Source organism: Serratia sp. SM04 (assembly GCF_040280225.1).
Taxonomy (GTDB): Bacteria; Pseudomonadota; Gammaproteobacteria; order Enterobacterales; family Enterobacteriaceae; genus Serratia; species Serratia sarumanii.
The window spans coordinates 188147-212587 of record NZ_JBEOQT010000022.1 but is presented as its reverse complement, the minus strand read 5'-3'; the positions used below and the strand labels follow the sequence as shown (position 1 = coordinate 212587).

The window sequence follows — 24441 nt, the reverse complement described above, 5'->3', positions numbered from 1 at the left end:
TAACGCGCACGCTATTCGGCGTACACAACGGCGGCGTTTGCGCAACGAAGGCACCGCTTATCGGGCGCGCCTCCCCCGCCTTCAGGCGATTGTGTTACGCTTAATGGCGACCCCGACGCGCGTGCCGGGTTGGCATTGCGCCGGTAAAAGCGGCAAGATTCAACGCGATGCAGCAAAAAATTGACGCGCCGCCGCCGCCCCGTTAGCGTGAGCGCTGAATCCGGGTTTCGTCGCGCATGCCCGCAAGGACAAAAGGACAAGAGAAAGTTATGCCAATACGCAAAGTTAGTTTGCTCCGTCTGATCCCGCTGGCCAGCCTGGTGCTGGCCGCCTGTACCACCACCAAGCCGACCGGCCCGGCCACCAGCCCGACCTCACCGCAGTGGCGCGCCCATGAGCAGGCGGTGCAGCAGCTCAACACCTATCAGACCCGCGGCTCCTTCGCCTACTTGTCTGATCAGAAAAAAGTCTACGCCCGCTTCTTCTGGCAGCAGTTCTCGCCGGAGCGCTACCGTCTGCTGTTGACCAACCCGCTGGGCAGCACGGAAATGGATCTCAACGTGCAGAAAAACGTGGTGCAGTTGACCGACAACCAGGGCAAACGCTACGTCAGCGACAACCCGGAAGAGATGATCCGCAAGCTGACCGGCATGGCGATCCCGCTGAACAACCTGCGCCAGTGGATGCTCGGCCTGCCGGGCGAAGCCGGCGATTTTGCGCTGGATGACCAATATCGCCTGAGCAAGCTGACCTACCAGCAAGGCGGCCAGACCTGGAAAGTGGATTACCAGGGCTACAGCAACGAGGTGCAGCCGACGCTGCCGAACCGCCTGGAGCTGCAGCAGGGCGACCAGCGCATCAAGCTGAAAATGGACAACTGGACGCTCAAATGATCCGCCAGTGGCCCTCCCCCGCGAAACTCAACCTGTTTCTGTACATCACCGGCCGTCGTGAAGACGGCTATCACCTGCTGCAGACGCTGTTCCAGTTTTTGGACTACGGCGACACCCTGACCATTGACCCGCGCCAGGACGATCGCATTAACCTGCTGACGCCGGTCGACGGCGTGCCGGACGAGCAGAACCTGATCGTGCGCGCCGCCCGCCTGCTGCAGCGCTATTGCGATGAACGCGGCCTGCAGACCGCACCGCGCGGCGCCGACATCAGCATCGACAAACGCCTGCCGATGGGCGGCGGTTTGGGCGGCGGCTCCTCCAACGCCGCCACCGTGCTGGTGGCGCTGAACGAACTGTGGCGCTGCGGTCTTGGCGACGACCAACTGGCCGAGCTGGGGCTCAGCCTCGGCGCCGACGTGCCGGTGTTCGTGCGCGGCCACGCCGCCTTCGCCGAAGGCATCGGCGAGCGCCTGCAGCCGGCCGAGCCGCAGGAAAAGTGGTATCTGGTGGCGCATCCCGGCGTCGGCATCCCGACGCCGGTTATCTTCGGCGACCCCGAATTGAAAAGAGACACCCCGGTTCGCTCCTTAAGTGAGCTGTTGCAGGCACCGTACGCAAATGATTGCGAACCGATCGCAAGAAAACGTTTTCGCGAGGTTGAACAGCTTCTTTCATGGCTGTTAGAATACGCCCCGTCACGCCTGACTGGCACAGGTGCTTGTGTGTTTGCTGAATTCGACACAGAAATCGCCGCCCGTCAGGTGTTAAATCAAGCCCCGGAGTGGTTGTGTGGTTTTGTAGCGCGCGGCGTTAACGTCTCCCCACTACATCGCATTCGTTCCGGGCGGTTTGAGTCGTAGCTCAACGTTTCGCTGCGCAGGGTCATGCACACCTGGCCCTGTTATCCCTGCGCTGCCTGCGGTCTCAATTTTAGTTTTACATACCCGTATGTATATTGCGCCGGCGTCGCCGACTGCCCCTTGGCGATGTCGTATGACAATATCTTCTCTGGACGCAAGCCTGAGGTTCTTCTCGTGCCTGATATGAAGCTTTTTGCTGGTAACGCCACCCCGGAACTAGCACAACGTATTGCCAACCGTTTGTACACCAGCCTTGGTGACGCCGCTGTAGGTCGTTTTAGCGACGGCGAAGTGAGCGTGCAAATCAACGAAAATGTACGCGGCGGTGATATTTTCATCATCCAGTCCACCTGTGCCCCGACCAACGACAACCTGATGGAACTGGTTGTGATGGTCGACGCCCTGCGTCGCGCCTCCGCAGGTCGTATTACCGCCGTTATCCCTTACTTCGGCTATGCCCGCCAGGATCGCCGCGTGCGTTCCGCGCGTGTGCCGATCACCGCCAAGGTGGTTGCCGATTTCCTCTCCAGCGTAGGGGTTGACCGCGTTCTGACGGTGGATCTGCATGCTGAGCAGATTCAAGGCTTCTTCGACGTTCCGGTAGACAACGTGTTCGGCAGCCCGATCCTGCTGGAAGACATGCTGCAGCAGAACCTGGAAAACCCGATCGTGGTTTCCCCGGACATCGGCGGCGTAGTGCGTGCCCGCGCCATCGCCAAACTGCTGAACGACACCGACATGGCCATCATCGACAAACGCCGCCCGCGCGCGAACGTTTCTCAGGTGATGCACATCATCGGTGACGTGGCAGGCCGCGACTGCGTGCTGGTCGACGACATGATCGACACCGGCGGTACCTTGTGTAAAGCGGCTGAAGCGTTGAAAGAACGCGGTGCCAAGCGCGTATTCGCCTACGCGACGCACCCGATCTTCTCCGGCAACGCCGTGGACAACATCAAGAACTCGGTGATTGATGAAGTGATCGTCTGCGACACCATTCCGCTGTCGCCGGAAATCAAGGCACTGAAAAACGTTCGCACTCTGACCCTGTCCGGCATGCTGGCTGAAGCCATTCGCCGCATCAGCAACGAAGAGTCGATCTCTGCAATGTTCGAGCATTGATGCGTCGTCTTTCCGGTGCGGCGCCCACCGCGCCGGAAAGATAGCGTGCCCGACAGCAGAAAAAGAAAAACCCGTTGGTGCGTAAGCAACAACGGGTTTTCTACTCGTAGTCCAACATGACCTCAAACCTTAATGCACGGCAGATTTTCCCTTGCCCTGCTCTCGCTTCCCTTCTGATTTTTTAATCAATGCGACGAACGATGTTGGTCGTTACGGCACCGTTTATCAAAGTGTTTTACCCACCAGTAGCGATCCGCCACCTGCTCGCGGCCGCCGATACGCGCGCCCACCAGCCACAACAGCGCGCCGACGAAGATACTCATGATGGCGCCGTGGGCGAAAAATTGCGGTAAATTGAACTGGGATACTTCAGCAATAATGGAGTATCCGACACCGCCGATCATCACGACCAGCCCCAGCCCCATAAAAAAGTTGCCCATTCTGTCCGCGCTTCTACGTTTCATATGCCACCTCCATGATTGCCATGTGCCAACCGGGATAACGCTGCAACTTGTTAACCCACTTTGATAAGTTAAGTATAGTCCTTGTTGCGGCAAGGGGATTGCGGAGGCGATCACAAATGGTAAAGAATTATTGACACTTCTTAACGCGCCGCTGAAAATTAGCGGACAAATTGAATTATTCAGCTAATGAATCATTCGTCTTTCTTACCTAAGACGACGGCGGGGATCGGATTTTGTCATTCGCCGCCCCGGCAGGTAGACTAAGGCCCTTTCCATTACCCTGATCATAGTGAATCTCCCAGTGAGCAGTATTAAATTGATAGTTGGCCTGGCCAACCCGGGCGCGGAATATGCCCAAACGCGCCACAACGCCGGCGCCTGGTACGTCGATCTGCTGGCCCAGCGCCACAATCAGCAGTTGAAAGAAGAGAGCAAGTTCTTCGGCTATACCGCTCGTTTGAACCTGGCGGGCAACGACGTGCGCCTGCTGGTGCCGACCACCTTCATGAACCTGAGCGGCAAAGCGGTGCTGGCGATGGCCAACTTCTACCGCATCGAACCGAACGAGATCCTGGTGGCGCACGACGAGCTGGATCTGCCGCCCGGCGTCGCCAAAATCAAGCTCGGCGGCGGCAACGGCGGCCACAACGGCCTGAAGGACATCCAAAACAAGTTCGGCAACAACCCGAACTTCTATCGCCTGCGCATCGGCATCGGCCATCCGGGCGACAAGAACAAGGTGGTGGGCTTCGTGCTCGGCAAGCCGCCGGCCAGCGAGCAGAAGATGATCGACGAAGCGATCGACGAGTCGCTGCGCTGCACCGAGATGCTGATGAAGGACGGGCTGGAAAAAACCGTTCAGCGCCTGCACAGCTTCAAGGCGCAGGCCTGAACCTTGCCGCAGCGGGCGCCCTGCCCGCTGCCTGCTTCTAGCCGCGCGGGTTGAAGGTCTCCTCGCTCACGCGGCGGTCATCGGCGGTGAAGCCCTCTTCCGCCACGTAATACTGCGGATCGTCCAGCTCATGGCTGCAAAACGGCCCGGCGCGCTTAAGTAAACGCACGCAGTCGCCGCTCAGGTGGCGCAGCCGAATGCTTTTCCCCGCCGCCAGGTAACGCGCCGTCAGCTTATCGATCGCCTCTACGCCGCTGGAATCCATCACCCGGGTGCCGGCAAAATCCAGCACCACGTTCTGCGGATCGCTTTGCGGCTCGAACAGCTCGGCGAAAGCGGCGGCAGAGCCGAAGAACAGCGGGCCATCGAGCTGATACACCGCCACGTCGCCCGTTACCTGCCGCTGGCGCACGCGAATGCGCGCCTGCTGCCAGGCGAACACCAGCGCCGAGATAATCACCCCGCTGATCACCGCCACCGCCAGATCGGTAAAGATGGTGATCAGCGTGACGGCGAGCATCACCAGCGCGTCCGCCTTCGGCATACGGCGCAAACGGCGCAGCGAACTCCACTCGAAGGTGTTGTAACACACCACCAGCATCACCCCGGCCAGCGCCGCCACCGGCAGCAGGCCGATATAGCGCGACAGGCTGACCACGAACAGAATCAGCAGGATGGCGCCCACCGTGCCGGAGAGGCGCCCGCGCCCGCCCGAGGTGAAGTTGATGATCGACTGGCCGATCATCGCGCAGCCGGCGAAGCAGCCGAACAGGCCGCACACCGCGTTACCGGCGCCCTGCGCGATGCTTTCGCGATTGCCGTTGCCCTTCTTGCCGCCCATTTCATCCAGCACCGTCATGGTCAGCAGCGATTCAATCAAACCGACCAGGGCAATCACCACCGCATAGGGCAGCACCACCCGCACCATTTCCAGGGTGAACGGCGCCGTCGGCAGGCTGAAGTGCGGCAGCGCGCCGGAAATATCCGCCAGATCGCCCACCCGCAGCGTGTGCAGATTGAGGCCGATCGCCAACGCCGAAACCACCAGCAGCGCCGCCAGCGAAGACGGAATGGCTTTGGTCAGGCGCGGGAACAGCACCACCACCGCAATCGCCAGCGCCACCAGGCCGTACATCAGCGGCCCCTGCCCGGCGATCATCTTCAGCTGCGCCAGCATGATGACGATCGCCAGACCGTTGACGAAGCCGTGGATCGCCGGCAGCGGCACCAGACGAATGAACTTGCCCAGCCGGAAGGCGCCGATCAGGATTTGAATGCCCCCGGCAAACAGCGTGGCCCACAGCACGTAGCCCATGCCGTACTGCGCCGCCAGGCTCATCAGCACCACCACAATGGAGCCGGCGGCGCCGGAAACCATGCCCGGCTTGCCGCCGAACAGCGCCGTGACCAGGCCGATAATAAACGCGGTATGCAAACCGACGATCGGCGAAAGACCGGCGACCAGCGAAAAGCCGACCGCCTCGGGGATCATCGAAACCGCCACCACAAAGCCCGCCAGGACTTCATTTTTAACGTCCGCGATCCTGACGTTACTCAGGTTAAACATGCATTATTCACTTATGACAGATGACATCATCTCCCCGCGTAGCGGGTATGGGGTACCGCAAGGTGCGGCAGACTGCAGGCGGGCACAGCTCAGGGTGGCGTAGGCAAGAAATACATCCGGCGCGTTTCCTGTCGGTTAATCGGAACGGCCAGTATGGGTAAATGTGATCCAAATCTCAATCAAAAACCGGCCGCGGGCGCTGGGCTCGCCCCGGCCAAACAAGTCTGATCGAGATAAACGCCCATTACGTGTATAATGGCGGCATTATTTTGCCCTTTATGCAGCCGATTAAATCTAACCGGCTGATAGTTAAGATATTTAAGGTGATTACAACATGGGATTCAAATGCGGTATCGTCGGCCTGCCTAACGTAGGCAAATCCACCCTGTTCAACGCGTTGACCAAAGCGGGCATTGAAGCAGCCAACTTCCCGTTCTGCACCATTGAACCGAACACCGGTGTGGTGCCGATGCCCGATCCGCGTCTGGATAAGCTGGCCGAGATCGTCAAGCCGCAGCGCATTCTGCCGACCACCATGGAATTCGTCGACATCGCCGGCCTGGTGAAAGGCGCGTCCAAGGGTGAAGGCCTGGGCAACCAGTTCCTGACCAACATCCGCGAAACCGAAGCCATCGGCCACGTGGTGCGCTGCTTCGAGAACGACAACATCATTCACGTCAACAACAAGGTCGATCCGGCCGAAGACATCGATGTGATCAACACCGAGCTGGCGCTGTCTGACCTCGACACCTGCGAGCGCGCCATCCACCGCGTGCAGAAGAAAGCCAAAGGCGGCGACAAAGACGCCAAAGCCGAGCTGGCGGCGCTGGAGAAATGCCTGCCGCACCTGGAAAACGCCGGCATGCTGCGCGCGCTGGATCTGAGCGACGAAGACAAAGCGGCGATCAAATACCTGAGCTTCCTGACGCTGAAGCCGACCATGTACATCGCCAACGTCAACGAAGACGGCTTCGAGAACAACCCGTACCTGGACACCGTGCGTAAAATCGCCGACGCCGAAGGCTCCGTGGTGGTTGCCGTGTGCGCCGCCGTGGAATCCGACATCGCCGAGCTGGAAGACGAAGAGCGCGACGAGTTCATGGCCGAGCTGGGCCTGGAAGAGCCGGGCTTGAACCGCGTGATCCGCGCCGGTTACGAGCTGCTGAACCTGCAGACCTACTTCACCGCCGGCGTGAAAGAAGTGCGCGCCTGGACCATCCCGGTCGGCGCCACCGCTCCGCAGGCGGCCGGCAAGATCCACACCGACTTCGAAAAAGGCTTTATCCGCGCGCAAACCATCTCTTATGACGACTTCATCACCTACAAGGGTGAGCAAGGCGCCAAAGAAGCCGGCAAAATGCGCTCCGAAGGTAAAGACTACATCGTCAAAGACGGCGACGTGATGAACTTCCTGTTCAACGTCTAAGCCCTTCCCCGCAGCATTGCTCTCGGCTGCCGGAAACGGAAAAATCCACGCTTCGGCGTGGATTTTTGTTTTTATCTCCCCAGACTCAGACTCCCCCATTTCCCCCTTCCACGCCGAGGGCCGGTTTGCCGCCGAGTGACCGGCGAATCGCTGCCGCCGCAAAACCCGTTAACGGCGCGCTACAGCAGCGCAATCATCTTCAGCAGTTCCACCCGATTGCGGGTGCCGAACTTCTTCCCGGCATTGTTGAGGTGCGAATAAACGGTTTTCGGGTGCAGGTTCAACCGCCGCGCGGTCAGGCGAATATCTTCCGTGCGCGCGGTTTCACACAGCACCGCCGCCTCGCCAGGCGTGATTGCCGCCGCCTGCTGCCGGTTCATCACGCGCCGCTCTCCTTCCTCCTCACGGCAGACCAGCGCCGCGCAGGTTTCCCGCACCATCTGCAGCGTTTCTCGTTTGTGCAAAATCGCATCCGGCTGCGCCGCGGCGATAAACGCCAGGATCAGCGGCGAAGTCTTATCGATAAAGAACAGTAACCGGACATCTTTATATTCACCACGTGAATATTTAATGAAATTTAAATACGCCTCGAACCGGTAAATCTCCTGAGGAAACTCCGTAATAATTAAATCAGGCGCCGGAATTATATTTTTAATAATATTCATATTGGGTGAGGATAAGGTTATCACGCCGCCGCCCAGTAATGTTTTCATACCCAGCCGGCACAGCGGTGAACCGTCGATATAAATCACTCTCACTTTAATTCTCCTTATCAGCATGAAAGCATGCTTCCACACCTCAGGCGGCTTGTCGTTGCTCTTTTTTGGGGTAATTCGCCTGCAAAGCACACCGATACAAAACATCTTGATAACATGTTTTTCAAATAATCACGCAACCGTCAGCATGTTGATTAATACGCAAAAAAGGCATGAATGTTTCAAATTATTTCCACAGAAAAAACTGGCGATCCAATAAAAACGCAACGCAATGATATAGATCTATTTTCTATTTTGTATGATATAAGCGGAAATGAAAAAAAATGTAACAACGGGCACCATAACCTTATTGCCTTATTCAAAACATCTATAGGGAAAATTCTTAGTTTGTTAGGATGAAAATCCATGTTTGCCGACGCGTTTAAAAAACAATTGCGCAACATGATTAATCAACAACCGCACGTCAGTAATTTATTACTGTCAGGAAAGCTTTTATCTAAAGTAAATTAAAGGGCATTTCACATGAATGTTAAATTAGTCGCATTATCCATGCTGGCTCTCTCCGGCGCCTGTGCGGCCGCTTCGTCCAATACGGTGCAATTTAAAGGCGAAGTCAGCACGCAAACCTGCTCGGTGAATATTAACGGTAACCAATCCAACCCGGTCGTTCTGCTGCCGACCGTCGCCGCCAGCAAACTCGCCACCAAAGGCGCCACCGCCGGCGACACCACCTTCACCGTCAACGTGACCGGCTGCGCGGCGGCAACCAGCGATACGGCGATCAAAACCGTGCTGGCTGGCAACAACCCGACCACCAACGGCAACCTGGGCAACGCGGGCGATGCGGCCAAGGTGTCCATTCAACTGCTGGACAGCGACGCCACTACGCCGCTGTCGTTCGCCAGCGGTTCGACCGTCACCACGTCGGCGATGACGCTGGCGAAAGACGCCACCTCCACCTCGCAGAACCTGGTGGCTCGCTACTACGCGGAAGACACCGGCGTGGCGGCCGGTTCGGTGATCGCCACCGCACAGTTCGCCATTAGCTACAAATAAGCCGGCGTCAGGCGCCATACCTGTTGATGCCAGCGCCGCCCTTCGCCGGGCGGCGCTGAATGACTCGCTCCCTATATCGGTTCACGTTTATGCCGCAGATAATCCGCTCCGCCCGCCGATGGGCCGCCCTGTCGCTTTGCCTGATGAGTTTTGCCGCTACCCACGCCTCGGCCAGCGTGACGCTGCTCGGCAACCGCGTGATCTACCCCGCCGAGGCGCGGGAAAAAACGCTGCAGTTCACCAACGACGACGGCACCCCGGCGCTGATGCAGATCTGGCTCGACATCAATAACCCCAAATCCACGCCGGAAAACGCCGATGCGCCTTTCGTCGCCTCGCCGCAGATCTTCCGCATGAATCCGCACAGCGGGCAGATGGTGCGGCTGTCGTTCGTCGGCCAGCCGCTGCCGCGCGATCGCGAATCGCTGTTCTATCTCAACTTCCTGCAGGTGCCCGCCGTGCGCCAGACGGACAGCGACAAGAACAAACTGCTGCTGGTGGTCACCAATCGGCTGAAGGTGTTCTATCGCCCCGCCGGGCTGGCCGGCGACGCCAACCACGTCATCGATCGGCTCAGCCTGCGCCAGGCCGGCAACGCGCTGCGCGTCGACAACCCGACCGGCTACTACGCCAACGTCAGCCAGGCCGCGATCCTGAGCGGCGCGAAGCGCATCGCCATCCCGCAGGCGGATCTGATCCCGCCGTTTTCACAGGCCAGTTGGCCGGTGAATGGGGAGGTGCGGCAGGTCGCACTGCGCGTCATCAATGACTATGGGGTGGAAATCTCACGCACCCTGAACGTCGCGCGCTGAAACCAGACAGGGAGGTATTCATGTTCGATGCTCGCAAGGCGACGCCGCTGCCCACACGCTGGTGTTGCGCGCTGCTGGCGCTGCCGCTGGGCTGCGCCGCCGCCGACGGCTATACCTTCGATCCCGCGCTGCTGCGCGGCAGCGTGCTGAGCAACAGCGCCCTGAGCCAGTTCAACCAACAGGACGCCGTCGCTCCCGGCAGCTATCAGATCGATCTGTACCTCAATGGCCAGTTTCTCGAACGCGATCAAATTCGCTTCGTACGCGCAGGCAAGCGGGTGCTACCCTGTTTTGATCGGCCGCAGCTGGCGCGCTTCGGGTTGAAAAATCCGCCGACGGCCGCCGAAGCGGAATGCCTGCTGCCCGGCCGGGATCTGAAGGACATCACGGTGAACGCCGATATCTCGCAGCTGCGGCTGGATCTGAGCATTCCGCAGGCGCTGTTGAACGGCCGGCCGCGCGGCAGCGTCAATCCCGCCAGCCTGGACAGCGGCGAATCGATGGCCTTCGTCAATTACAACCTCAACCAGTACCACGTCAGTTACCGACAGGGGCAAACCCGCGATCTCGACTCGACCTACGCCAACCTGAACGGCGGCTTCAACCTCGGGCTATGGCGCTACCGCCAGCAGTCCAGCTACCGCTACGATCGGGAGTTCGGCGGCCATCTGGACACCAGCCGCCGCTACGTGCAGCGCGCGATCTTGCCCTGGCGCAGCGAAATGCTGTTGGGCGAAGGCTTTACCGACGGGCACTTCTTCTCCGGCCTGGGCTTTCGCGGCATTCAGCTCAGTTCGGACGACCGCATGCTGCCGGATTCGCAGCGCGGCTATGCGCCGGTGGTACGCGGCGTGGCGAAAAGCAACGCGCGCGTGACGGTGCTGCAGGGCAAAAGCACGCTGTATGAAACCACCGTCGCGCCGGGGCCGTTCGCCATCAACGATCTGTACGCCACCAACTACGCCGGCGATCTCACCGTGGTGGTCACGGAAGCCGACGGCAGCGTCAGCACCTTCACCGTGCCGTTCGCCGCGGTGCCGGAATCCATCCGCCCCGGCCAGTCGCGCTACTCGGCGATCGTCGGCCGTTCCCGCTACGTCGGCGACAACGATCTGTTCAGCGAAGTGACCTGGCAGCACGGCCTGACCAACGCCCTGACCTTCAACCTCGGCAACCAGCTGGCGGACGGCTATCAGGCGATGATGCTGGGCGGCGTGTACAGCAGCTGGCTGGGCGCCTTCGGCATGGATACCACCTATTCCCACGCCAGCCTGCCGGACGGCGGCGCCGCCGGCTGGATGCTGCACCTCTCCTACAGCCGAACCTTCAGCCCGACGGACACCACCTTGTCCATCGCCGGCTACCGCTACTCCACCGAAGGCTTTCGCGATCTCAGCGACGTGCTCGGCGTGCGCCGCGCCGCCACCACCGGCCAAAACTGGCAGTCCGACTCCTACCGCCAGCGGTCGCGTTTCGAGGTCGCTGTCAATCAGGGAATGGGCGCGTTCGGCAGCCTGACGATGTCCGGCTCGACTCAGGACTACCGCGATCAGCGCGGCCGCGACAATCAGCTCCAGCTGGGCTGGGGAAAAACCTTCGGCAACGGCGTGGCGCTTAACCTCTCCGTCACCCGCACCCGCAGCCTGGGCTACAGCAACGGCGACTACCGCGGCTACGGGCCGCTGGATAACGTCTACAGCGCGCCGCTGGCGCAGAGCGCGCAGACCGTCACCGCCCTGTCGCTGAGCTTCCCGCTCGGGCGTTCGTCATCCGCCCCCAGCGTCTCGCTGTTGGCCAACCACAGCCAGGGCCAGGGCGGCAACTATCAGGCCGCGCTGTCGGGCAGCGTCGGCGACGAACAGCCGGTCAGCTACGGCCTGAACTTCACCACCGACGACGATCGCCAACAAAGCATCTGGGGCGGCAACCTGCAAACCCGTCTGCCTTACGCCAACGTCACCGGCTCGTTCTCCACCGCGCGCCAGTACCGACAAGGCTCCCTGTCGCTGCAGGGGGCAGTGGTGGCGCACCGCGGCGGCGTGACATTAGGGCCGTATGTCGGCGACACCTTCGCCCTGATCGAGGCGCCCGGCGCCAGCGGCGCACGGGTGATGGACGGCCAGGGGGCGCGCGTCGATCGCTTTGGCTACGCGCTGGCGCCGTCGCTGGTGCCCTATCACTACAACACCGTCGCACTGAACCCCGAGGGCATGAACGACAAAGCGGAGCTGGAAGACGGCCAGCGGCGCGTCGCCCCGTACGCCGGCGCCACGGTGCGCCTGCGCTTCAACACCGTGCGCGGCCAGGCGCTATTGATCACCGCGCAGCGGCCCGATAACGCGCCGATCCCGATGGGCGCCAACGTCCTCGACGCAACGGGCAACAGCGTGGGCATGGTCGGCCAGGCCAATCAGGTGTATCTGCGCAGCGACCGGAATGCCGGCGCGCTGACGCTGAACTGGGGCGACGCGCCCGGCCAACAGTGCACGCTGCATTACCGCCTGCCCGCCGGGGAAGACGGCCCGATTCAACGGCTCAGCGCCCCGTGCCGCTAGCCCGTTCACACTGATTCTCAGGAGAGACGATGAAACGCATTTCTTACCCGATCGCCGCCCTTGCTCTGCTCGCCCTGTCGCTGTACGGCGCGCCCGCCGCGCTGGCGCAATGCACCCGGGTCGCCCCCTGGATCGATTCCGGTTGCGATCCCTGCGGGGTGGGCACGGCGCTGGGCCGGGTTAACCTGACCAGCACTTACCTGCAGCCCGTCGGCACGCCGCTGGGCACCAGCGTGTTCGATCTCACCTCCGGCACGCGCTATCCCGATCCCAACAAAGTGTTGTATGAGTGCGACGCTGGCGATGCGGGGCAAATCTATGAAGTCTTCGCCACCAACGGCGACGATCGCGTCGGCGGCTATTACGATCTGGGTGCCCAGGACGGTAACCCCAACTACTACGCCACCTACTTCCCCTACGTCGGCATCCGCCTGACCCATCTGGATTCCGGCAAGGTTTTTACCCGCTACTGGCAGTCGGCGCCGATTACCCGCTACGCCACCGTCGGCAGCAAAATTCAGATCCGGGTGAAAGACTTCAGCGCCATCCGCGCCGATCTGATCCGCATCAGCTCGCTGCCGGGCGCGGGCGCCAGCAACTACTGCGGCTACAGCGCCAGCAACCCGCTGGTGGGCATGGCCTCGACCACCGGCAATTCGAACTATACCTGCACGCAGCCAAACGGCTATGTCACCTTTCAGGGGCCCGGCATCGCCTCGGATCCTATCGGCAGCGATTCCGCCACCAACTACGCCACCTGGGGCACCGGGCGCTGGAACGCGATGGGCATGGGCACCGCACCAATCTCCTCCTTGACCTATACCGCCACCTGCGTGGCGCGCAACGTCACGCCGCTGGTGATCCTGCCGACCATATCCGTCAGCCAGTTGACCGCCGGGCAAACCTCACAGGCGCAGTTCACCATCAATATCGAATGCGACAATGCCGCCGTGTCCGGCGTCAGCAGCAACAATACCGCCCTCGGCCTGCAAGTGCCGTATGAAAGCTACGTTGCGGCGCAGCAGCTGGGGCTGGTCAGCGCCAACGGCGGCGTGAGCTACCTGCTCTCCAGCGGCTACGGCACCGACAGCAGCGTCGCCACCGGCGTGGGCATCGCGCTCGCCAACGCCGGCAACGGCGCGCCGATGAACTTCGTCGGCTGGGCGCGCTGCAGCGCCGGGCAATGCCCGCAGGGCAACGACGCCGGCTGGTATCCGGTGCTCAACGGCGCCAGCGGCGGCGGCAGCACCGCGGCAGGGTTTACCCACTACACCACCCAGCTCACCGCCACGCTCGCCCGGCTGCCCGGGCAAACGGTCACCGCCGGCAAAGTGGACGCCAGGGCCTACGTCTGGGTTAAGGTGCAATGATGAGAAAGAAATATCTGACGATGGGATGCGCCCTGCTGCTGGCGCTGGCGGCCATGGGCGCGCAGGCGGGCATCATCGCCTCCGCCACCCGGGTGATTTTCCGCGAGGGCGACACGGAAAAAACCCTGATGTTGCTCAACACCAACGGCTATCCGATCGTGGCGCAAACCTGGGTCGATAACGGCGACGTCAACGCCGCCCCCGAACTGTCGCGCGCGCCGTTTGTCACCCTGCCCAGCGTATTCGCCCTGCCGCCTTCGGCGCTGAAAGGGCTGCGGATCCTGTTTGCCGGCGCGAACCTGCCCACCGACCGGGAGTCGGTGTTCTGGCTTAATCTGTATGAGATCCCGCCCAGCCAGCCGACCAGGCCACCGCTGACGTCGCGCGTGACGCTGGCGATGAACACGCAGATGAAAATCTTCTACCGCCCCAAAGCGCTAAAGGGAAACGCCGAAAACGCGGCCGAGGCCGTCTCGTTCTCGCTGCAAAAATCGCCGGGCGGCTATCTGCTGCGCTGTCACAACCGGTCGGCGTTTTATCTCTCCTTCGCCCGCATCGCCGTGCAAACCGGCAGGCGCGATTACCCGGTGCGGCAAGAAAGCGACATGATGACCGCACCGTTCAGCATGCAGGATTATCACCTCGACGGCGTTGCGGCGCCGACGCTCCCTTCTCAGATCACCGTTCAGGCCACCTTCATCAACGACCAGGGCCAGCAGATCGTCAAGTCATACACAGCAACCCCATAACGATAAAAAGCAGTACATTTTTTTAAGTACAGGAAATAGGGAAAAATGAGTCTAAGCAGATTCCAGCTACAGTTTCACCTGGAGAAACAGGCCAACAACATCAGGCAGTCACCGGCATTTCATACCGCCATCGTCAAACACGGGGAATTATTGAAGGAGACCTACAAGAAGCATCCGCTGTTTTACAAAATCATCTTCAGGAACAGCCGGTTCATCATTTGTTCCACCATCCTGTCCATTTACTACCACCAGCCCGCCGCCGGGCTGAAAGACATCAAAGCCTTTTTTAAAGGGAAGAACATCATCAGCGAGAACTCCCTGGACTCCTTTCTGTTCTTTTTGCGGGTCGGCCGCCGGCTGGAGGTCAAACCCTGTGAATATGACAAGCGCCAGCTGCGCTATAAGCCTACGCCGCACGCGCTGGCGGAAACCCAGGCGCTGATCGCCTCCATGGCATTGCCCTATCAGGCGCTGGCGCCACAGATGCCCATCGCGCCGCTGCTGGCGGCGCCCGACTTTCTGCCCACCTTTTTCGCCGCCTACGGGCAGCTGATGCTCAAGGAGATTTACCTGATCGATCTGGTGCCGCAATCCGGGCTGTTTATCAGCAAGGACGCCGGCCACATGGTGCTGCTGATGCTGCATATCGAAAGCATCCGGCAGGATTCCCCCTTTCTGCTGCTCTCCTCGGCGAAAATCGCCAAGTCGTGCTCCGTCTCACGCGCGCACGTGAATCGCATTCTGCAGGCGGCGGAAAAATCCGGCCTGCTGACCACCACCAATAACGTGGTGATCGAACTCAACAGTTCGTTCTTTATCATGGCGGAGCGCTATTTCAGCCTCTATTTCGCGATGGTCGAATTCGGGCTTGAACGGGTTTGGCACACGCCGCAGGCCACCGAGCCCCGCTGAGCCGTTTACCTTTCCCGCAGCACCCGATCGATCAACCCCCAGGCCGCCGCTTCGTCGGCGGTCATAAAGCGATCGCGATCCAACACCCGCTCCACCTCTTCGTAGCTGAGGCCGCAATGTTTGGCGTACAGCCGGATCACCGTGTCTTTGGTGCGTTTCATCTCTTCGGCATGAATCAAGATGTCGGAGGCCTGCCCCTGAAAGCCGCCCAGCGGCTGGTGCACGTGCAGGCTGGCGTTGGGCAGCGCCATGCGGTGGCCCGGCTCTCCGGCCATCAGCAGGAACGAGCCCATCGAGCGCGCGGTGCCCATGCACAGCGTATGCACCGGCGCGCGGATATACTGCATGGTGTCGTAAATCGCCAGCCCGCTGGTGATCACCCCACCCGGCGAGTTGATGTACAGGTGGATCGGTTTCTCCGGGTTTTCCGCTTCCAGAAACAGCAGTTGGGCGCACAGCATTTCGGCCACGTCGTCGTTGACTTCGCCATTGAGGAAAACGATCCGGTCGCGCAGCAGGCGCGAATAAATATCAAAGGAACGTTCTCCCCGGCTGGTCTGTTCCACCACCATCGGGACGAGCATCATCTTCTCACGCATCGGTGAACTCCTGGGTTGGCAAAAGGGAAATGAATTTAACGCGTCAGGCGGCGAGCATCATCGTCACCGAACCGTCATTGGCGGCGTCGAGCTGGTGGATAATCCGCAGCAGGCTGCCGCCAGCGGCGTCCGGCACTATCTGCAGCGTCACCACGCTTTCAAGGAACGGCGGCCGGTCGTCACGCAGACGGTAGCTCACCGCTTCGCCCGGCGTGGCGGCCAGCGGTTCGGCCTGCGCCAAATCCCCCGGAGGCAGCCACTGCTCGCGCAGCTCGGGAATGCTGAGCGCTCGCCACACTTTTTCCGGCGGCGCATCGAGCGAATACTCCAATATCAGCCGATCGCGCGGCGGCTGCTCAGCCTGTTTGTTCATTGATCCATATCCTTCAGCAAGGTTTGCAACGCGTCGATGCGCGCCGGCCACCAGGCGCGGTACTTCGCCAGCCAATCGGCGATCTGCGCCAGCCCTTCCGGGTCGACCTGGTAATTGACGAAGCGCCCCTGCTTCGTCTCGCGCACCAGCCCGGCATTGCGCAGCACCGCCAGGTGTTGCGACATCGCGGACTGGCTGATGGGCAGCCCTTCGCGCAGCGCGCTGGCGTTCATGCTGCCGACGGCGAGCTTGTCGAAGATGGTGCGGCGAGTCGGATCGGCCAGCGCCTTGAAGATGTCATTTTCGTTCATACAAATACATTAGTATTCACTTATGTATTATGCAAGCGCCAGGGCAGGATTTTTGCGCAAAGCGAGACTCCGCGCCGGGGCACGGAGCCGATAGAGGAGAAATTACAGCGGTTTATTGCAAACGGGCGTGGTCAGCGCGGATTGCCCGGCCTGCGCCCCTTCCTGCGCTTCGAGCGCGAGGCGCGCCAACGGCATGTCTTCGTGGTAGCGCGCCTCGGCGCTCAGGCTTTTCGCGTAGCGGTTGTACTTCCACCAGGCGTAGCCGAGGAACACCACCAGCCCGCCGACGTTATAGAACACGATGGTCATGATGCTGGCGCCGGTCGGGAACGTCGAGGCGAAGAAGCCGACGGTGAAGATGGCGATCAGCACGCTGACGATGGCGATGCCCTGCAGGCGCGAGCCCATTTTGAAATCGCGCGCCACCCGGTCGTACTTCAGGCGCAGATTCAGGTAGGCCAACATGATGAACAGCGGCGGCAGCATCGAGGCCGCGGCGGTCATGTTGATCAGCGTGTTCATCAAATCCTGCACGCTGCTGGAACCCAGCGTCGGGATCAGCATCAGCGGGATGACGATGAAGAACTGGATCCAGGCGGCGCGAGTCGGCACGCCGTGCCGGTTCAGACGAATGGTTTTCTCGCCGAAAATGCCCTTCGGGATCTCGGTGAAGAAAATCTTCACCGGCGCCGCCGTCCACATCAGCAGCGAGCCGAACATGGCGGTGAAGGAGACGATGCCGACAAAGCGGTTCATCAGCGCCGTCGGCAGGCCGAAGTGCGCCGACAGGCCTTCGAACACCTGCACCGTGCCGCCGGTGAAATGCAGGTCAGCGCGGTGGACGAACACGTTGATCAGCAGCGAAGACACCGAATACAGCACGCCGATGAACAGCCCGGAAACGATGATCACCTTCACGAAGGCGCGGCTGCCGCCTTTCACATCGTTCACGTACACCGCCACGGACTCCGCCCCGCCCGCCGCCTGGAAGATCCAGGCGGTAATGCCGAGGAACGCCCAGTTGAAGTTCGGCGTCATCGCCTGCACGTTGATCGGGTCGGCCGGTTCGATGCCGCCCAGCACCGCCGCGCCCGCCAGAACGATGTAGGAAAACGTCAGCAGCAGCATCAGCGACGAGGTCACCGAGGTCATCGGCCCCAGCAGTTTTGCGCCGCTGTTGGAAATGCAGGTCGAGAAGGCGAACAGGAAGATGCTGATGATCGCCGTGGTCAGCGGGGTAAACACGTAGTCATAGCCCAGGAACGCGTAAGAAGCGTAGGCGATGACGCGCGGCAGCAGCGCGGTGAAGAAGAACAGGTTCACGAACCAATAGGTGTAGGCGGTGATAAACGCCCAGCGCCCGCCGAGCGCGCTTTTCACCCAGGCATAAACGCCGGCCTCGGAGTTGCGGTTGAGCGAGACGAACTCGGCGATGATCAGGCAAAAGGGAATGAAGTAAATGATGGTCGCCACCAGGAACACCGGCGACGAGGCGACCCCGAGCTGAATATTGTTGTTAATCACGTTGTTGAAACTGAACACTGCCGCAAACGTCATCGACAGCAGGCCAAACTTGCCGATGGTGTTTCTGTTCGACGCAGCCATAGAGATTCTCCGAATGGTGTAGGGGACTTCGGTTTGTTGTTATCGATCGGCGAGTGCGCTATTTGTTAACAAAATAGCTGTCTTCCACCGTCACTTTTAAAATGACTTTTTTTACCTTGCCGCTTTCTGTGAAGCGGTGAGCCTGGTGGTTTTCGAAGATCGCCACGTTGCCTTTGCCGACCCGGCGCCTCTCGCCTTCGCCGCTGAAAAACTCGCGGTCGGTTTCGTCCTGATAGGGCGCCACCGTCGTCAGCGCCCGTTTGTCGGCAACCTCGACGGTCTCTTCCCCCTCGAGGTAATAGTGCACGTCGAAGTAGCGGCGGTTGCCCTCCAGCCAACCGTGCTGGCGGCCGGCGCCGACGCTCAGCCGATACGTCAGCGAGTCGCCGATCGAATGGCACACGTTCGGGTTGATACGATCGACATTGGCGATCGCCTCCATGCAGCGCAGCCACTTCTTGCCGCTGTGATAAATGCGCTGAAACTCCGCCAGGGATTCGAGAATGATCATGCGTTTTCCTCCGCAGACTGCGGGTGGTGGTGAGCGGGCGCGAAGTCATAACCGGCGAGCGCGGCGCCCTGCGTTTGCCGCCCGTCGAACGGCACCAGCGTGAAACCGTAGCTGAACGGCGCCAGATAGACCCGGTGGGTATCCAGCACTTCGGAGCCCCAGGAGTTGGAGCCGAGGCCGAGGATCTGGTCGTCCAGGTTCAGCGTCAGGCAGTCGCTAGGTTCCAGCTCGTTGATGTGCTGGGCCTGGTGCAGCATCTCGGCGCTGTAGGGCCACAGGCTGAAGTTGATCGGCCGCCGCGGCTGGATGAAGATCCCCTTGCCCGCCGCGTCCTGCAAACTCAGCCAGCGCACGTCCTGCCGATTGCCGTTGTCCTGCGGGAACGGATAGTGTTCGAACAGCGCGTCGGCGCGCTGCCGGTAGTGGCCGATCAGGTTGGCCCGGCAGCTGTCACGGTAGTTCTCGCCCGGCCCGCGGCCGTAGTATTCGACCTGCTCGAAGCGGCGGCTGATGCCGAAATCGAGGCCGATTTTCGGGATAATCTGGCGAAAATCGCCGTAAGGCTCACCGGCCAGATCCAGGCTGACGTAGCCCTGCGGGGAGATGCGCCAGCGGTAGGTGCAGCGCATGCCGAAGTCGAACACCGGCGGCGCGATCAGGCTATGTACCTCGATCAGCAGATCCTCGTCCTGCCATTGCCGATTGAGGCGGCGGAAGTGCTGCTGCATGATGGGGAAGTGATGCGGCAGCCAAATCCCCTCATATTCCTGTTTATGGTTATCGATCACCGGTTTGAAGAAGGTGATGCGCGGCGCGCGCCCCACCACTTCTTCATCGTCTACCCGCCACGACAGCAGTTCGCCCCTCAGCAGCGAGAACGCCAGCTGGAACCGGCCGCCGCTGACGATCAGCCGATGATTTTCCTCGCGGCATTGCAGCACCGGCGCATCGGCCGGTGGTGGAGCCGGTCGCCGCGTCGCCGCCCGGCGCAGATGCTGATAATGTCCCAGCCGCTGGCCGCTCTCGCTGTAGCGGGTGGCGCTGTCCTTATGCACCGCCACGTCGATCAGCGTTTCCCCCTGCCCCAGCGCCAACACCGGCAGGTGCATGTCTTCGCTCTCGCCCGGCTGCAGGTGCGGCAGCTTGAATTCGTAACTCGCCACCTGGCGGCCGTCGGTCTTGACGCTGACCTTCAGCGTGATGTCCGCCAGCGAGCTGAACCAATAGCGGTTTTTCACCCGCAGCACGTCGCCTGCGCCTTCCTCCGCCGTCACCTCCACCGGGCACAGCACCTGCTGGTATTCACGCAGGCCGGGGCCGGGGCGCTGGTCCGGGTAGATCAGGCCGTCCATGCAGAAGTTGTAGTTGTTCGGGTAGTCGCCGTAATCGCCGCCGTACTGGTAGCGCTCGCGCCCCTGTTCGTCGTGGCTCAGCAGACCGTGATCGCACCACTCCCAGATGTAGTGCCCCTGCAAACTGGCGTGGCGGTTGAACACCGACTGGTATTCGAACAGCCCGCCGGGGCCGTTGCCCATCGCGTGGGCGTATTCGCACAGGATGCGCGGTTTGGGGTGCGGGTATTCGCCGAAGGCGTTCATCATCGCCACGCGGGAATACATGGTGCTGATCACGTCGGTCACTTCGGCGTCGCGATCTTCTTCATAGTGGATCAGACGGGTCGGATCGAGCGCCTTGCAGCGCCGGGCCATGGCGCGAATGTTGCAGCCGTAGCCGGACTCGTTGCCCAGCGACCAGATAATGATCGACGGGTGATTTTTCTGCGCCGCCACGTGGCGTTCGATGCGCTCGACGTAGGCCTGCTCCCAGCGCGGATCGTCGGTGATGCGGCTCAGATCGCCGACGTTGGCGAAGCCGTGGCTCTCCAAATCGGTTTCCGCCATCACAAACAGGCCATAGAGATCGCACAGCTCGTAAAAGCGCGGATCGTTGGGGTAATGGGCGGTGCGCACCGAGTTGATGTTGTGCTGCTTCATCAGCACGATATCGCGCTCCACCCGCGCCATATCGACGGCGCGCCCTTTGCGGTGATCGTGATCGTGCCGGTTGACGCCGTGCAGCTTGAGATAGCGGCCGTTGACGTACATCAGCCCGTCGCGCACCGCAATCTCGCGGAACCCCACCCGCTGCGGCACCACGCCCAGCAGGTTGCCGGCGCCGTCATACAGGCTGAGCAACAGCTGATACAGATAGGGATTTTCCGCATTCCACTGCTGCGGGCAGCTGACCGGCAATTCGAAACGGCAGTTCAGCGCCCGCTCGACGCGCAGATCGTCGTGCCACTGCTCCGCCACGCAGCGATCGCCGTCGAACAGCTGCGCCTGCAGGCGGCAGCCCTCGGCGGCCTGCACACCGAGATGGCGCAGCTCGGCATCGATCGCCAACTGCGCGTCGCAATAGCGCTCATCGAAGGTGGTGACCAGCGTCAGATCGTGAAGGTGGGTAGCGCTCTGGCCGATCAGATAGACGTCGCGGAAAATGCCGGCCATCCACCACATGTCCTGATCTTCGATGTAGGTGGAGTCGGCCCACTGCATCACCCGCACCGACAGCAGATTCTCGCCCTGCCGCACATAGGGGCTGATGTCGAACTCGGCGCACAGTCGGCTGCCCTTGCTGAAGCCGACATAGTCGCCGTTGACGTACACCTCGAAGTAGGTTTCCACGCCGTCGAATTTGATCAGCACTTGCTGATTCTGCCAGCCGGCGTCGAGCGTAAAGTGGCGTTGATAGGCGCCAGTGGGGTTATTGGTCGGCACGTAAGGCACGTCGATCGGGAACGGGAAGCCCTCATCGGTGTACTGCAGGTGGCCGTGCCCTTCCAGCTGCCACATGCCCGGCACCGCCATATCGCCCCAGTCGTTCATCGGCTCTCGGTAAAATGCCGCGGGCACCTGCGCCGGGTGCTCGAAGAAGCGAAAGCGCCAGCGGCCGCTCAGCAGTTGGAAACGCCGGCTGGCGTTGCGATCGAAGCTCAGCGCCTGCCCGGCGTCCGCGTAGCTGAAGAAGCTCGCGCGCGGCGCCAACCGGTGCTCCGACTGTTTTTCAATGTTTTCCCAATTATTCACGTCACGTCTCCCGACACCTGTGCAATGCGGAAACGATAGTAAATATTTAGTAAAACCTACAGTTGATATTTACCAAATGACGACAGGATCACAATAAATCTCAAAGGCCTTTTTTTATCATGACGTTAATTTTGAGCGCCAACGCCCCCGCCGAGGCGGGGGCCGGTCAGGCGACGGTGGTGTCGCGCAGCTGCAGCGAGCTGGGAACGAAGATCGACAGCGGGACGGCGCGCTCATCGCGCAGCCGCTCCGTCAGCAGGTTGACGGCCTGTGCGCCCATGGTTTCCGAAGGGATGCGCACCGTGGACAAGGCGGGGAAAATAAAGCGGGCGGTGGGAATATCGTTGACGCTGATCAGCGCGATCTGCCCCGGCACCTGAATGCCGTGTTCGTGCAGCGCGCGCAGCACGCCGATCGCGATCGAATCGGTCGCCACCAGCAGCGCCGGCGGATAGCCATTCTGGCTCTGCAACATCGCTTTCGCGCACTGGTAGCCCGACTGGCTGCTGAAATCGCCGTGGTAAATGTCCTGCGCTCGCACCACATTTTGCTGCCGGCCATACTCGACGAACGCCTGCTCGCGCTGGTCGATGCCGGCCGGATGGTCGCGCCCGCCGATAAAGCCGATGCGCTGATAGCCGCGGCCGATGAAGTAGTCGATCACCTTACGGCTGATCTTGTACAGGTCGACATTGACGCAGTCGAACCGCTCATCCTCCACCACGCCGTCGATGAACACCACCGGCGTTTCCTGCTGCCTGAGCTGCTCATACAACGCGGGCTGTGGCCGGCCGATCACCAGCAGGCCGTCGGCCGCCGGCAGCGCCTTGTCGCCGTTGAAGTCGTAACCGGCGCTCAGCGCCACGCCCAGCTTTTCGCACTGCGTCTCGATGCCGTAGCGCATCGCCAGGTAATAGGGATCGTTGATCTCCACGCCCTGCGTATAGGTGAACAGCGCGGCGAAATGCAGGCGTTGCCCGCTTTGCCGTTTGGAAGGCGCGATCTTGTATTCGAGGCGTTCCGCCGCTTCCAGGATCTTCTGGCGGGTTTGCGCCTTCACGCTCAGGGTGGGGTCGTCATTCAACACGCGCGAAACGGTGGCGACGGACACATTAGCGGCTTCAGCAATTTCCTTCAGTGTGGCCATAGAGTCCCAATGCACAGACGAAAAACGGTAGCTTAATCGGATAGCGATGCGGCGTACAGCGCCGCCCGCCTCCTCTCCTTCCCAGACCGGGCCAGAACACGCTCATGCCAGCCGTTGCCGGGCGCCTGCAGCGAAAGATACCCATTTCGCCCGCTGTGATCAAGTTAACGATTTACTGATTAAAGCATATTTTTTACTAAAAATTTTACTAATATACCTGCCGTTTACCGCCCCGTGAAGGCGGACTTTTTCTCTTCTCCCAGGGAGCCGGGAGCGACCTCGCGTGAGCCGCCGCTCGGCTGACGTTCCGATCCATCCAACATCAGGCCTATGCCCCATGAAACCACTAAGCCATCACGCCCTGTTGCCCTTGTTGCTGCTCGTTAACGCGCCCGCCTGGGCGGCGCAGGAACCGGTGACCCCGGCGGAGCGCAATCAGCTCCCACCGCCGCCGCTACCCGATAGCGCCGCGACCGCCCTGCGTTTTTACGGCGAGCTCGGCATCGGCGGCAGCGTCTATTTGAACGGCGAACATCAACATAAATACAGCGACGGCACCTATATCGAAGGCGGCCTGGAGATCAAACGGGGCCACTGGTTCGGCCTGATTTACGGCGAAGGCTGGACCGTGCAGGCGGACAGCCAGGGCCACGCCTGGACGCCGGGCCATGGCTGGGGCGGCTTCGAGGGCGGGTTGAACCGCTTTTACGGCGGTTACCGCACCGACGACGGCACCGAGATGATGCTCAGCGTGCGCAACGACTCGTCGCTCGACGACCTGCAATGGTGGGGCGACTTCACGCCGGAATACGGCTACGTGATCCCCAACACCCGCGATCTCAGCTACGCCGCCAAGCTGCAAAACCTGACCGGGCGCTTTCGCTACAGCGTGACGGCGGCGCCGGAAAGCCGCATTGACGAGAGCAAGGCGCTGCTGCACTTCGGCAAATACGATCGCTATTCCGACAAGTACACCTATCGGGCGATGATCAACGGCTACACCCAGTACGACCTGCAGGACAATCTGACGCTGCTGAACGGCCTGGAAGTGACCGACGGCCTGGGGCAGCTGTTTTTGCTGGGGCTGCGCGGCCAACACCTGGCCGGCCGCGTCTGGCACCACACCGGCAAAGGCGACAGCGGCGGCCATCCCGGCAGCGAGTCGGGCCTGATGCTCAGCGCGATGACGGAAACTGCCAAAGGGCTGTATCTCTCCACCGCCTACAGCTACGCCCGCCACCGGTTTGATAATGCGGCAGATACCGCCACCTCATACGCCCAGTTCGGCGTCTGGTATGAATACGCCGGCGGCAAGCTGGCCACCGCGCTGGACAGCAAATTCTTCATGCGCAACGACAGCACCGGCGCCAGCAACTCGGTGTTCCTGATGCAATATTTCTATTGGTAACCGT

Annotated in this window: 22 protein-coding genes; 12 read left to right on the top strand and 10 right to left on the bottom strand. The window is 61.1% G+C overall.

Going from position 1 to position 24441, the window contains the following annotated elements; genetic code table 11:
• Positions 1-269 precede the first annotated feature (269 nt).
• The 3 genes from lolB to prs all read left to right on the top strand — a co-directional run bounded on the left by lolB (position 270) and on the right by prs (position 2878).
• Positions 270-893, top strand: a complete 624-nt coding sequence (lolB, locus tag ABTW55_RS21650) for a lipoprotein insertase outer membrane protein LolB (protein ID WP_060420670.1) — start codon at positions 270-272, stop codon at positions 891-893.
• Positions 890-1756 carry a 4-(cytidine 5'-diphospho)-2-C-methyl-D-erythritol kinase gene (ispE, locus tag ABTW55_RS21645; protein WP_060420667.1) on the top strand — a complete coding sequence of 289 codons (867 nt, stop codon included), beginning with the start codon at positions 890-892 and terminating at the stop codon, positions 1754-1756. Before lolB ends, ispE begins: the two co-directional genes overlap by 4 nt.
• Before the next feature lie 174 nt (positions 1757-1930).
• Complete coding sequence (prs, locus tag ABTW55_RS21640) at positions 1931-2878, top strand: ribose-phosphate diphosphokinase (RefSeq protein ID WP_004941061.1); 948 nt, start codon at positions 1931-1933, stop codon at positions 2876-2878.
• 185 nt (positions 2879-3063) lie between these two features.
• Here prs and ychH read toward each other — a convergent pair whose 3' ends face one another.
• Positions 3064-3342, bottom strand: coding sequence for a stress-induced protein YchH (gene ychH, locus ABTW55_RS21635; RefSeq protein WP_025302491.1), 279 nt, complete (start codon positions 3340-3342; stop codon positions 3064-3066).
• A 301-nt stretch (positions 3343-3643) separates the two neighbouring features.
• On the opposite strand from ychH, the gene pth reads away from it, so the two are divergent.
• On the top strand, positions 3644-4234 hold the full coding sequence (gene pth / locus ABTW55_RS21630; RefSeq protein WP_004941053.1) for an aminoacyl-tRNA hydrolase: 591 nt from the start codon (positions 3644-3646) through the stop codon (positions 4232-4234).
• A gap of 37 nt (positions 4235-4271) precedes the next feature.
• Here pth and ABTW55_RS21625 read toward each other — a convergent pair whose 3' ends face one another.
• A complete protein-coding gene (locus ABTW55_RS21625; RefSeq protein ID WP_033653847.1) occupies positions 4272-5801 on the bottom strand; it encodes a SulP family inorganic anion transporter in 1530 nt (509 codons plus the stop codon).
• Positions 5802-6135: 334 nt separating this feature from the next.
• Between ABTW55_RS21625 and ychF the strand changes: the two genes are divergently transcribed.
• On the top strand, positions 6136-7227 hold the full coding sequence (gene ychF, locus ABTW55_RS21620) for a redox-regulated ATPase YchF (RefSeq protein WP_033646394.1): 1092 nt from the start codon (positions 6136-6138) through the stop codon (positions 7225-7227).
• Between the two features lie 179 nt (positions 7228-7406).
• Here ychF and ABTW55_RS21615 read toward each other — a convergent pair whose 3' ends face one another.
• The gene (locus ABTW55_RS21615; protein ID WP_230199940.1) at positions 7407-8090 is read right to left on the bottom strand and encodes a helix-turn-helix transcriptional regulator; all 684 of its coding nucleotides are present in this window, start codon (positions 8088-8090) and stop codon (positions 7407-7409) included.
• A gap of 375 nt (positions 8091-8465) precedes the next feature.
• Here ABTW55_RS21615 and ABTW55_RS21610 point away from each other — a divergent pair, with 375 nt between their 5' ends.
• The 6 genes from ABTW55_RS21610 to ABTW55_RS21585 all read left to right on the top strand — a co-directional run bounded on the left by ABTW55_RS21610 (position 8466) and on the right by ABTW55_RS21585 (position 15397).
• Positions 8466-8999 (top strand): fimbrial protein, encoded by a 534-nt coding sequence (locus tag ABTW55_RS21610; protein ID WP_015377562.1) that lies wholly within the window; start codon positions 8466-8468, stop codon positions 8997-8999.
• Between the two features lie 89 nt (positions 9000-9088).
• Entirely contained in the window at positions 9089-9811 is a 723-nt protein-coding gene (locus tag ABTW55_RS21605) for a molecular chaperone (protein WP_060387598.1), read from the top strand.
• A gap of 20 nt (positions 9812-9831) precedes the next feature.
• Entirely contained in the window at positions 9832-12366 is a 2535-nt protein-coding gene (locus ABTW55_RS21600; RefSeq protein WP_060420664.1) for a fimbria/pilus outer membrane usher protein, read from the top strand.
• Between the two features lie 29 nt (positions 12367-12395).
• Positions 12396-13736, top strand: coding sequence for a fimbrial protein (locus tag ABTW55_RS21595; RefSeq protein ID WP_043147257.1), 1341 nt, complete (start codon positions 12396-12398; stop codon positions 13734-13736).
• On the top strand, positions 13736-14485 hold the full coding sequence (locus ABTW55_RS21590) for a molecular chaperone (RefSeq protein WP_060420662.1): 750 nt from the start codon (positions 13736-13738) through the stop codon (positions 14483-14485). Before ABTW55_RS21595 ends, ABTW55_RS21590 begins: the two co-directional genes overlap by 1 nt.
• Before the next feature lie 45 nt (positions 14486-14530).
• Positions 14531-15397, top strand: coding sequence for a hypothetical protein (locus ABTW55_RS21585; protein ID WP_060420659.1), 867 nt, complete (start codon positions 14531-14533; stop codon positions 15395-15397).
• A gap of 5 nt (positions 15398-15402) precedes the next feature.
• On the opposite strand, the gene ABTW55_RS21580 is transcribed toward ABTW55_RS21585, so the two are convergent.
• From ABTW55_RS21580 to ebgR, 7 genes are all read right to left on the bottom strand, one after another.
• On the bottom strand, positions 15403-15996 hold the full coding sequence (locus ABTW55_RS21580) for an ATP-dependent Clp protease proteolytic subunit (RefSeq protein ID WP_033638144.1): 594 nt from the start codon (positions 15994-15996) through the stop codon (positions 15403-15405).
• A gap of 43 nt (positions 15997-16039) precedes the next feature.
• A complete protein-coding gene (locus ABTW55_RS21575) occupies positions 16040-16369 on the bottom strand; it encodes an SRPBCC domain-containing protein (protein ID WP_033646406.1) in 330 nt (109 codons plus the stop codon).
• Positions 16366-16680, bottom strand: a complete 315-nt coding sequence (locus ABTW55_RS21570; RefSeq protein WP_033646407.1) for a helix-turn-helix transcriptional regulator — start codon at positions 16678-16680, stop codon at positions 16366-16368. Before ABTW55_RS21570 ends, ABTW55_RS21575 begins: the two co-directional genes overlap by 4 nt.
• Before the next feature lie 102 nt (positions 16681-16782).
• The gene (locus ABTW55_RS21565) at positions 16783-18285 is read right to left on the bottom strand and encodes an amino acid permease (RefSeq protein ID WP_060420656.1); all 1503 of its coding nucleotides are present in this window, start codon (positions 18283-18285) and stop codon (positions 16783-16785) included.
• 58 nt (positions 18286-18343) lie between these two features.
• Complete coding sequence (locus ABTW55_RS21560; protein WP_060420653.1) at positions 18344-18796, bottom strand: beta-galactosidase subunit beta; 453 nt, start codon at positions 18794-18796, stop codon at positions 18344-18346.
• Positions 18793-21882, bottom strand: coding sequence for a beta-galactosidase subunit alpha (gene ebgA, locus ABTW55_RS21555; RefSeq protein WP_060420650.1), 3090 nt, complete (start codon positions 21880-21882; stop codon positions 18793-18795). The genes ABTW55_RS21560 and ebgA overlap by 4 nt, the downstream gene beginning before the upstream one ends.
• A gap of 166 nt (positions 21883-22048) precedes the next feature.
• Entirely contained in the window at positions 22049-23029 is a 981-nt protein-coding gene (gene ebgR, locus ABTW55_RS21550; RefSeq protein ID WP_033646411.1) for a transcriptional regulator EbgR, read from the bottom strand.
• Positions 23030-23366: 337 nt separating this feature from the next.
• On the opposite strand from ebgR, the gene ygjJ reads away from it, so the two are divergent.
• Positions 23367-24437: a protein YgjJ gene (gene ygjJ, locus ABTW55_RS21545; protein WP_047568003.1), complete on the top strand. Its 1071-nt coding sequence runs from the start codon at positions 23367-23369 to the stop codon at positions 24435-24437.
• The last annotated feature ends 4 nt before the right edge of the window (positions 24438-24441 follow it).

What these genes read in the sequence shown, in the direction of transcription:
- ABTW55_RS21625 (WP_033653847.1), bottom strand. Translation starts at nt 5,801, where the DNA reads ATGTTTAACCTGAGTAACGTCAGGATCGCGGACGTTAAAAATGAAGTC.
- ychF (WP_033646394.1), top strand. Translation starts at nt 6,136, where the DNA reads ATGGGATTCAAATGCGGTATCGTCGGCCTGCCTAACGTAGGCAAATCC.
- ABTW55_RS21610 (WP_015377562.1), top strand. Translation starts at nt 8,466, where the DNA reads ATGAATGTTAAATTAGTCGCATTATCCATGCTGGCTCTCTCCGGCGCC.
- ABTW55_RS21590 (WP_060420662.1), top strand. Translation starts at nt 13,736, where the DNA reads ATGAGAAAGAAATATCTGACGATGGGATGCGCCCTGCTGCTGGCGCTG.
- ABTW55_RS21595 (WP_043147257.1), top strand. Translation starts at nt 12,396, where the DNA reads ATGAAACGCATTTCTTACCCGATCGCCGCCCTTGCTCTGCTCGCCCTG.
- ABTW55_RS21575 (WP_033646406.1), bottom strand. Translation starts at nt 16,369, where the DNA reads ATGAACAAACAGGCTGAGCAGCCGCCGCGCGATCGGCTGATATTGGAG.
- ABTW55_RS21615 (WP_230199940.1), bottom strand. Translation starts at nt 8,090, where the DNA reads ATGTTTTGTATCGGTGTGCTTTGCAGGCGAATTACCCCAAAAAAGAGC.
- ABTW55_RS21600 (WP_060420664.1), top strand. Translation starts at nt 9,832, where the DNA reads ATGTTCGATGCTCGCAAGGCGACGCCGCTGCCCACACGCTGGTGTTGC.
- ABTW55_RS21565 (WP_060420656.1), bottom strand. Translation starts at nt 18,285, where the DNA reads ATGGCTGCGTCGAACAGAAACACCATCGGCAAGTTTGGCCTGCTGTCG.
- ABTW55_RS21605 (WP_060387598.1), top strand. Translation starts at nt 9,089, where the DNA reads ATGCCGCAGATAATCCGCTCCGCCCGCCGATGGGCCGCCCTGTCGCTT.
- ygjJ (WP_047568003.1), top strand. Translation starts at nt 23,367, where the DNA reads ATGAAACCACTAAGCCATCACGCCCTGTTGCCCTTGTTGCTGCTCGTT.
- lolB (WP_060420670.1), top strand. Translation starts at nt 270, where the DNA reads ATGCCAATACGCAAAGTTAGTTTGCTCCGTCTGATCCCGCTGGCCAGC.
- ispE (WP_060420667.1), top strand. Translation starts at nt 890, where the DNA reads ATGATCCGCCAGTGGCCCTCCCCCGCGAAACTCAACCTGTTTCTGTAC.
- ABTW55_RS21560 (WP_060420653.1), bottom strand. Translation starts at nt 18,796, where the DNA reads ATGATCATTCTCGAATCCCTGGCGGAGTTTCAGCGCATTTATCACAGC.
- ABTW55_RS21585 (WP_060420659.1), top strand. Translation starts at nt 14,531, where the DNA reads ATGAGTCTAAGCAGATTCCAGCTACAGTTTCACCTGGAGAAACAGGCC.
- ebgR (WP_033646411.1), bottom strand. Translation starts at nt 23,029, where the DNA reads ATGGCCACACTGAAGGAAATTGCTGAAGCCGCTAATGTGTCCGTCGCC.
- ABTW55_RS21580 (WP_033638144.1), bottom strand. Translation starts at nt 15,996, where the DNA reads ATGCGTGAGAAGATGATGCTCGTCCCGATGGTGGTGGAACAGACCAGC.
- ABTW55_RS21570 (WP_033646407.1), bottom strand. Translation starts at nt 16,680, where the DNA reads ATGAACGAAAATGACATCTTCAAGGCGCTGGCCGATCCGACTCGCCGC.
- ychH (WP_025302491.1), bottom strand. Translation starts at nt 3,342, where the DNA reads ATGAAACGTAGAAGCGCGGACAGAATGGGCAACTTTTTTATGGGGCTG.